An 8,618-nucleotide genomic window follows, 5' to 3' on the forward strand; every position below is an offset into this window, starting at 1 on the left:
TGAGTCGATGGAAGATATGATTCTCCGCGATCACTTTGGTTCTCAAAAAAATAAAATCGCTCCCCCGAAATTTTTCGCTCTCTAAGAATCGGTACAATTGCTACTCAATACTTTTTAGCTACATCGCCAGTGCTAGAGATCTCTCTAACCATTGTTGTGCTTCTTGATAGTGTTGGAATTGACGCTCGCTGCGACGAAATTCAGGGGTATGCACCATCCTTTTTCCATTTAACAATTTAGCACCATGATGTTTGTGCAGTAGTTCGTGATAGAGAACTAATTCCACAACTATTTGCGGTACGCGGTCGCTATCTAATGTCCGACTCATAACTACCCTATCCCGCAAAGGCTCGTAGTGTCCTAGCTTACGATGGGTTAGAGTCTTATTCCAGGTTAAGCGGGGTTTTGCCATCTCCCCTGCAAAGTATTCTTGGTTGATTAGGTGAAATAGGGCTTCTAAATCGTAATAGTTTCCTTGGGGTGTCTCGGCATCAAGATCTGCTATTAAATCTAGTTCGAGGATGATATCGCTATATGCTTCTGTCGAACTAAAGTGACGAATTAATTGTTTATCTTGGGGATTATTTCCCTGTATTGCAGTGTTGATAATGGCTTCTAGAATCTTATCCTCTGCCTGGATAAAGCCTTCACTTAACTGTAGCTCGATAGTTCCTTGGCGATTATGTTTGTATTTGTACAAGCCATTGTAGTTAGTGATGGTGACTTGAATCTCTGAGATATTTGACTTTTGGGCTTTAATGGCTCGATGGGCTAAAGTCTTTATTCTTTGCGTAGTCTGGATATGTAACTTGAGATTATCTCGGTCGGTCAGAAACTTCATCCAGGCATAGGCTTTACGGGAAGGCGTAGTTAAAGCAGCAGGAGTAAGCTGGTTTTGTTGGCAGATGCGATCGATTTCTCGGATGCAGTCGGTTAATGCTTGCCCGATTGATTCTAGCTGGGAATCGATGCGATCGGGTTTTAGTTGTCCTATCTGTTGTTGAATATTTTTTTGTTGTTTGACTATATTCTTGATTCGCAGAGTTGGGGGTGGTGTCGATACTGACGTGGATGTAGGTTCTTCTTTAGATCGCTCGGTTAATGGTAAGTTATGCCAGTCTATACTCTTGAGGTAGTAGTAGGCTTTACGAGAGCGGGTAGTCAGGCTATCGGGGGTAGTCTTGGCTTCAGTGCAGATTTGTTCGATAGTATGCAGGGAATTAAGCACAAAGGCTTTGAGGGAATCTACTTCTTGGGGATCGATCCCATGCTGTAGTTGGTTTTTTACTCGCTCTGCTGTTTTGACAATTCCCTTGATACGAACCATTTGAAAGATAGTTTAAGCGCGATCGATCTGTTATTAAGGCGATTTTATAACAAATACAGAACTACCTATGTATGGTTTATTAATCCAGACAGCGCAGGAACAAGGTGATTTTGTATTCTGATTTGGCAGCATGGCATCGGCGAATAAAGTCCTGGGGCGCATCTTCCGCTATAAAATATCGAACTGGTTGCCAGCTTTCAGTTTTAACTACTTTCCACTCTTCGAGCTTGGCAAGATGTTTTCTGACCGTAGTTTGGCAGAAGTCGATATTTTCAGCCAATTCCTTGACTGATTGGGAGGGCTTTTTGAGCAACTGTAAAACCAAGCATACTTGAATCAAGGGTACAAGCATACTTGAATCAAGGGTAATTGTTTTTGATTTTGTGGTTGTAGCATGGGCTTGAGCTTGAATTTGTCGTAATGGATTACGACTACTTAGGAATAAAACTAAAATAACTAAAATCTAAAATATTTTCTTTTCGATGCAAACTATCGAAAGTCCTTTGGGTCAATATTAATAGGAGTATTAGCAGTTTCTATTAAGTCGAGCCATTGCTCCACTACGCGATCGTCAACTTCCAAAAAGAATCGTTTGTCGTCCGAACCACGATTGTCGTATAGCTTTGCCTTCTTATTAGCAATATTTCTAATTCTTTCAACCAGATCGGGACTACCCATAAATCGAATATTCATCTTTCATATCAGTAAAAGTTAATATTTTTTCCACAGTGTCTTCGGCTGCGGTTGCTGCTGCTATTCTCCAATAGCTTTGAGTAGTTTTTGGGCAGATTCGGATTTACTTTCTCTAAGAGCTTTAATTCCCCGTCCAGCGTAGATAGAAATGGCTTCAAGGAGTGCTTTGACTACCTCTGGGGAGTTCACATCAAAAGGAAATACCGCGCCCTTACTCCGTCGTGCTATTTCATGAAACACTTCACGGGCTGTATTGATGTCATATCCTTGTTCTTGGGAGCTAATGTCGTGGAAGATAAAAACTCTAACACCCTTTAGTAGCAGTTGATTGGCGAGGAAATAGGCATGATCTTCATCTTCTTCAAAGCAGTCACCTATGTAGATTAGGGCTTTGAGGCGAGGTATGTTGACGGCTTTGTCGAGGATGGGGTTGAAAGCCGTACCACCAGCCCTACAGCTTACCTGTTGCAGTTTGCGCTTGAATCCTGTCTGTTTGGAGGTGAAGGGGGTAACATCCTGTAGAAATCCCCCACCATGATATGCCAAAGCTACATCTAGCTCTCCTGGGATGGCATCAAACATTGCTCCCGTTATTTCCTTGGCGATATTCCAGGCTGCTTGGCGACTGGCGGTAGCATCCATACTGAATAGTAGTCTGGGATTCTTTCTCTCTAGGGCTTTGGCTAGTTTGGTGGAATCTGCTTTGGTAACGGATGCTTTGCTTTTTCTTACTTGAGCCAGAAAGTCTGATTTGCTGGTTGCTAGGGCGTTTTTTTTCTTTTTAGGCATGGGTTTTGGTGAGTTGGGGTTAATCGATTATTCTTCTTCTAATTCTTCGCAAAGCTGTTCGTAGGCTTGATTGATTTTTGCCGAAATCCAATCGGGAAGCTTACTGGAGTCGGGATGAACCTTTCTCATGATGTCGCGATAGGCTGCTTTTACTTCTTTGAGGCTGGCGGAATCGTCTATTCCCAAGGTAGTCCAGGGGTCATCTACTTCGATGGTGTCTTTGCCGTAGACTTGGGCTGCTGCTTTGGCTTCCCATTCTTCATCAATGGCAAACAGGTAGGATTCTAGTAGTTCGGCATCATCAGCTAAGTCTTCTTCGTCTTTTAGGGCAGCCAGAAGGTTCACCAGACGCATCAGGGTTAGGGATGATAGTAATGTACCTGCTTCTAGGTTATCGAAGCTGACAAGTAGCCTACCGATGGCTGTTCCTTCTTCTGTTAGCTCTAGTTCGATAATCGTGCCAGCCAGACGATTTTTTTCTTTGCGATGATGGTGTTTGCGGGGTTGCCCCATCTTTCTTTGAATGGGGGTATCGGGATCGACATCTAGCCAGTAGCAGCATTCTCTGAGAATGGCAGTCTCTACTTCCTGGGAGACGGTTGACCTAACAAAACAACTTTTGGGAATATCTATCTGGGATACTTGACCAGTTTTGGAGGCAACAATGATGTCGTAGAGGGATTTTGCTCTGACTAAATCCCGACTCCAGGCTGCTGCTGCTAGTTCGCCGATTCTACGGGAGGCGATCGCATAGTTTCCTGTCATGCCGACTGCTAGACGATAAACTAAAGAGCCGACGGAGACGGACGAGCGTTTTTCGACGCGGATGAAGTCATCTTCTAGGGAGACTATTGTACCCCCAGCACGAAATTTCTTTTTGATGATTTCTTCGCCCTCTTCTCGTTCTTTGAGGGTGGTAAAGAATTCGTTGGTGTCCCTTAGTTGCCAGATGACATCGGTAGTGGGTGGAGTAGTGGATTTATCGACTACTTTTACCCGCTCTAGGACATCGAGAATATTTACTCCCTGGCATAATTCATTTTCTTCTAACTTGCCAATGGGTAAAGTTATTTCGCTGAACGTATGAGGATCGATTAGAGGTTTTTTGGAATGCCACAGTAAGTCTTCACGAATGAAGGTCACTGTTTGTCTGAGTCCGCCTGAAGGTTTTTTAGGGTCTTTGGGAATGATATAGCGATTGTGCCATGCCATGAGAGAGAGAAAAGCAGGCTTGCTTTTAGTAGTAATCCTTTATGACTAAATTTTATTACTCTCCATCAGAACCAATTCTGGTTTTTTCCTAAAAGAAATTTTGAGAGTGGGTGTGTTAATCTCAATTAGTCGTAAAGGATTACTACTTGCTAGAACGCACCACAAAACCTATAAAAACACCCATATTTTGCTGTTAAAGAGAACAAGGAAAATCACTCGCCTTTATTCATCATGGCGATCGAGGCGAGACTTACGAGATTTTGATTTTTTCTTCAGAATTTCCTTAACCTCGGCAAATAGGGTCTTTATTCCTTTCTGATATTCGGGATTTCGGCGTTCTTCGTCTAAAGACTTCCAATCGGGATGGCGAGCTAGGAATTTCTGGTAGTAGTTTTCCTGTGCCTCTGATAAGTTTTTCTTATCTAGGTTTGAGCAATTTTCTTCGGATTCCTGCCCATAAGTTTTAGTTATATGTTCTGGATTGGATTTATTATTTTTCTCTTTTTTTTCAATTTCCAGATTATCATTTTCAGTCTCAATTACCTCGTGGGCATCCTCAGCCCATAGATCTTCGGCAAATTCAGCATCAGGTTCAAAACCCTTCATATAGGGGGGGGTGTGATCCATTTCTTTGATTTGACTACTGGGTAAGGCTTTTGGAGGTTTTGCTTGGCTATTTGGCTGACACACTACATCGGGGGGTGTGACCCAATCTTCAGATTCTTCTACTGGAGAAGTTTCTAGCTGTGTATCTTTTTGTATTATGTTTTTGGGTTTTTCGGAATCTAGTTTAGGTTGAATATCTGCGATCGCAGGTTCAGTTCGTTCTTCGTCAAACTTGGGATGCCAGAGAGGAAGATAGGCTAATTTTTTTAAGGTACGCTCGCTAAATGCTTTACCAAATAACTTTTTACTAGTCTCACGCAGCAATTCAAGGCGTTCTCCTACTTTTTTGGGTAAAGCGATTGCCTGTTCGATTAGATGAGCTATAGTTTGTTTTAAACGCTCCTGACAGTCTCTAGCCCGTTCTAGGTTAAGTTGACTGTTTTTGACCGTTTGCTGCCCTTTATCGTTGATTTCTTGATAGGAGGTATGACGAGTAGGAGTAGTTCCTAATGCCCACCAAAATGGTTCGATGATTCTCGCCCAATGATGGCATCGCTTTTGGATTTCATGCTGGTGACGGCAGTATTGTTGGTATCCTGGCAGGTTGGTAACGGTTTCTACCATGTACTGCTGTAATTCTATGCCTTCTAAGGCTTTAAACACTCTTCCGTACTTACCTATTTCACGGATGAGGTCGTTGGTTTGTCCAAAATCGGTAAAACCTTCGTTAATTAGAAATTCGGTATCTTCTTGCCACTCTCTGACTTTGCTTTTACTACTAGTGCGAATGAAGCGATATTTTCTTTGATAGTACCAATCCCTTGAGATGGATAAAACATTTCTCAATCGCTCTATATCTTGACCCTGAGCAGCCCAGTTCATTTGGTCGAGGAAATCCCCTAATCCCTCAGAATAAGGGGCTAAATCGTCGTCTAATAGTCTCGAACCTGTATTTGGCTGTAAGGGCAAACGATGACCGTTAAAATGGCTAAAATCAGTCCCATTTTGATTCTCTTTGAATAGCTTGGTATTGGGGAATAATTCTAATTGCCCTCCTTTGATTTTAAACCCCGCTCCTTCTACTGCCATACGTAAGGCACAAGCTAAGTCAAAACTATTTACTTCATCGGGTAGAGGGAAGTAAATGTGCAATCCGCTACTCCAACTGGAGAAGAGAATTACAAAACGACATAAGCCAATAAGCTCGAAAGCAGCGCAGAGGTCGTTAAAGGCTTGAGGATTGTTGAAAAAATGCAGCAAGCTGGTGCGATCCAAATCGACCATGCCGTATTTTGTGTACTGTCCAAAGCGTACACCGAGGAGCTTTTGGCTATCTTGAAACCTACGCCACAATACACGGGGCTGTAGTTTGTAGTTTTTGATGGTTTGCCAGTCTTTTGTTCCCACAGGGGCGGTAATAAAGTCCCAATGATGGCAAAAGTATTGGAAGAATTCTTTGGCATTGGGATTAGCAGGGTAAAGAAAATCGTTGGGCATTTTTCTTTACCCCCAGCCTTTTGCAGAAAGTGGAGATTCACTTTCTGTCAGCACATCAATTCTGCGGTGGTTTAAAGCCTCATTTTGGGCGGTTAACCTATGAGGACGATGATTTCTTCGGATGGCAGAAAATAGTCCTTTAATTTGCCCGATTTTGAGGAAGCGATTGGTAATGGAATGTACTAACTGAAAAATAAGCATCCAACATCACAAAGATTCAGAAACCCCGAAATAATGCCAGAAATCGAAAGTTCGTTTTTGGAGTTGGATCTATATTGATCAAATATATATATTTATCGGGTTTGTTTTAAAACGCTGAAATGCTTGCTGTATATGGATCTCAAAAATGAGTTTATGGCAGTACTCTAGAGTTGTTTATGGCAGTACTCTAGAGTGTTTATGGCAGTACTCTAGAGTGTTTGTTTTAAGACTCTAGGTCATATGCACCAAAGGTTTAAAGCCTATTTTTCAAGTTTTTTGTTTTAAAACAACTTTTCTTTTAAGAAACGTAAATTATTGCCCATACCCATCGCTATATATTGCGTCTAAATAGAATAGTGAAAAAGCCTATATCCCTTATTCCACAAGAGATTGATATAAAGCAAATTCGATATTTATTAGTAAATAGTACAGAAACAAGTTTGTGGCAGCATTCTAGAGTGCTTGTTTTAAGGCTCAAAATAACGTAGGGCAATACTTTGAGGGCTTTTATTTGCTAAATTTGTTTTAAAACTAAAACAAAAATCTTTTATGTTCGTACTTGCCGTTATTGAGTTTTAAAAGCTCTTAGTCCCGATTAAATAAGGGATTTACAGAAAAACGAGAAATACAAATTTATGACTTTGTTGCACCACCTAGACAAGTTTATGGCAGTATTAAGATGCTCTTGTTTTAAGACTTCAAGGTATATACAGCAATACTTTGAGGGCTATTTTTTGCCAAATTTATTTCTGTTTTAAAACAAAAATTTTGTTCTAAATTTCCAGAAGCTTACCTAACTTAGTTCTGAGCTTTCTATTGATCGAACGCTTATCTCGTTCAATTAGAGAAACCAAGTTTTGGGATATTCCCAGAAACCCAGCAAGCTGACCTTGACTCCAGCCTTTTGTTTTTCGGGCGTTCTTGATTTGAGTTCCTGTTACTAAAGTAGTTTTAGTTGCTGGCTCACTCACATTTCTTGCATTTTTTGGGGATGAAACACTTTGGGGTTTCACCAATTTTGGTTGAGTTTTAATAGCAATTAATTCTGGAATGGGTGCAGGTGGATGAATTGTTATCTTGGCAGCTAGTAATTGCTTAAAATAGCCTCGTGGTTTTCTATTTTTGCTGTTAGGGCGTAATACTTCTGGATAAGTACCTGGATCGAATTCAATTTGAAATGCTCTTTTTAATTCTGATAAAACTTCCAAAGCATGATTCCAACGATTAGTGAGTTTACGAGCTTTGTCAAAATTTTCTAAAGCTTCGTCAATATCAGTTTTTGGTAAAAGTGCTTCGAGTAAAGTTTGTACTCTATAAGTACCGCTTATGTGAAATCGACTTTCTACTGTCAGATGAAGACCCAATCTTAACGCCAAATCATCACGATAAGGATCGATTTTAAGAACATCTTGAGCCAAGTAACCAAATTGATATAAAGCATTTTTTGCTTCCCATCCAGCCTTATTTAAAAAGGCATCAGTCCAAAGTCCTGGTCTAACAGTAATGTAAACTTCAGTAGGTTCATCTATTTTTTGTTCTAAATTAAGCTGTCCACTTCTAACATCAACATAGGTTTCCCAGATACGAGAAGTTTGCACACTGCATGAAATCTTATTATTACCTCTTCCTTCAACCCAGGTAGCTTGAATAGTAAGACATCCTAAAGCAAATGCCAATTTAGCTATTTCTTTTAGTTTTTGAGTTTTCTTGATGTCTGTGCGCTTGTCCCAACCTAATTCCCTAATAAGATTGTCAGCAGAAAGAGTAAACTTACTCTCCCAAGGCTTCTCTTGGCGCATGGTGTGAGCAGCAAAAATGAGATGTAATTTGGCAGTATTTGTGCCAAATTTATCAATAATTTGTAAAGCTTCTTCCCAAGGCAAGAGAGATATATCGCCAGGATTAGTAATGTAATGCTCGATAATGTTATTGGAATTACCTTTAGCCCGATGCAAAAAATAGGCGAGTCTTGAAGGGGCTTGATTCCATAAATCTTTTCTTAATTGAGCGCGCAGACTAGACACCATTGGAGCAGAGGTAGCAGCAGGAGTAAAATACTCGTCTTTTTTGTATAAACTTGGTTCGATATTCGGTAAATCGGGAAGCTTACTCACTTCCATTATATTCGTAGGAGCAATGTTTGTTTTTGTCTTGCTCGTCCCAATGGAAGTAGTTTGTTTTCTTGCCATCCTGCTCAATCTAAAATTGGAGTGTCACAGATCGTCTTGCTATTGGCTAAAAAAGCAGAGGTGTATTTCTTAGTTATTTTTTCCAGCCATCTCAGTTTGGGGGA

Annotated in this window: 8 protein-coding genes; all 8 read right to left on the bottom strand. The window is 40.8% G+C overall.

The window, feature by feature from the left end; translation table 11 throughout:
* Positions 1-118 precede the first annotated feature (118 nt).
* Positions 119-1,327 carry a SprT-like domain-containing protein gene (locus PLEUR7319_RS0100650; protein WP_019503270.1) on the bottom strand — a complete coding sequence of 403 codons (1,209 nt, stop codon included), beginning with the start codon at positions 1,325-1,327 and terminating at the stop codon, positions 119-121.
* Between the two features lie 79 nt (positions 1,328-1,406).
* The gene (locus PLEUR7319_RS0100655) at positions 1,407-1,679 is read right to left on the bottom strand and encodes a winged helix-turn-helix domain-containing protein (protein ID WP_019503271.1); all 273 of its coding nucleotides are present in this window, start codon (positions 1,677-1,679) and stop codon (positions 1,407-1,409) included.
* 137 nt (positions 1,680-1,816) lie between these two features.
* A complete protein-coding gene (locus PLEUR7319_RS0100660; RefSeq protein ID WP_026102224.1) occupies positions 1,817-2,020 on the bottom strand; it encodes a hypothetical protein in 204 nt (67 codons plus the stop codon).
* Between the two features lie 60 nt (positions 2,021-2,080).
* Complete coding sequence (locus PLEUR7319_RS0100665) at positions 2,081-2,809, bottom strand: hypothetical protein (RefSeq protein ID WP_019503273.1); 729 nt, start codon at positions 2,807-2,809, stop codon at positions 2,081-2,083.
* Between the two features lie 27 nt (positions 2,810-2,836).
* The gene (locus PLEUR7319_RS0100670; RefSeq protein WP_019503274.1) at positions 2,837-4,021 is read right to left on the bottom strand and encodes a J domain-containing protein; all 1,185 of its coding nucleotides are present in this window, start codon (positions 4,019-4,021) and stop codon (positions 2,837-2,839) included.
* Positions 4,022-4,243: 222 nt separating this feature from the next.
* On the bottom strand, positions 4,244-6,124 hold the full coding sequence (locus PLEUR7319_RS37610) for a hypothetical protein (RefSeq protein WP_019503275.1): 1,881 nt from the start codon (positions 6,122-6,124) through the stop codon (positions 4,244-4,246).
* A gap of 6 nt (positions 6,125-6,130) precedes the next feature.
* Positions 6,131-6,325 (bottom strand): hypothetical protein, encoded by a 195-nt coding sequence (locus PLEUR7319_RS0100680; protein WP_019503276.1) that lies wholly within the window; start codon positions 6,323-6,325, stop codon positions 6,131-6,133.
* A 773-nt stretch (positions 6,326-7,098) separates the two neighbouring features.
* A complete protein-coding gene (locus PLEUR7319_RS0100685) occupies positions 7,099-8,514 on the bottom strand; it encodes a helix-turn-helix transcriptional regulator (RefSeq protein ID WP_192816063.1) in 1,416 nt (471 codons plus the stop codon).
* Positions 8,515-8,618: the final 104 nt, after the last annotated feature.

It is taken from the genome of Pleurocapsa sp. PCC 7319 (genome assembly GCF_000332195.1).
In the GTDB taxonomy this organism is placed as follows: domain Bacteria; phylum Cyanobacteriota; class Cyanobacteriia; order Cyanobacteriales; family Xenococcaceae; genus Waterburya.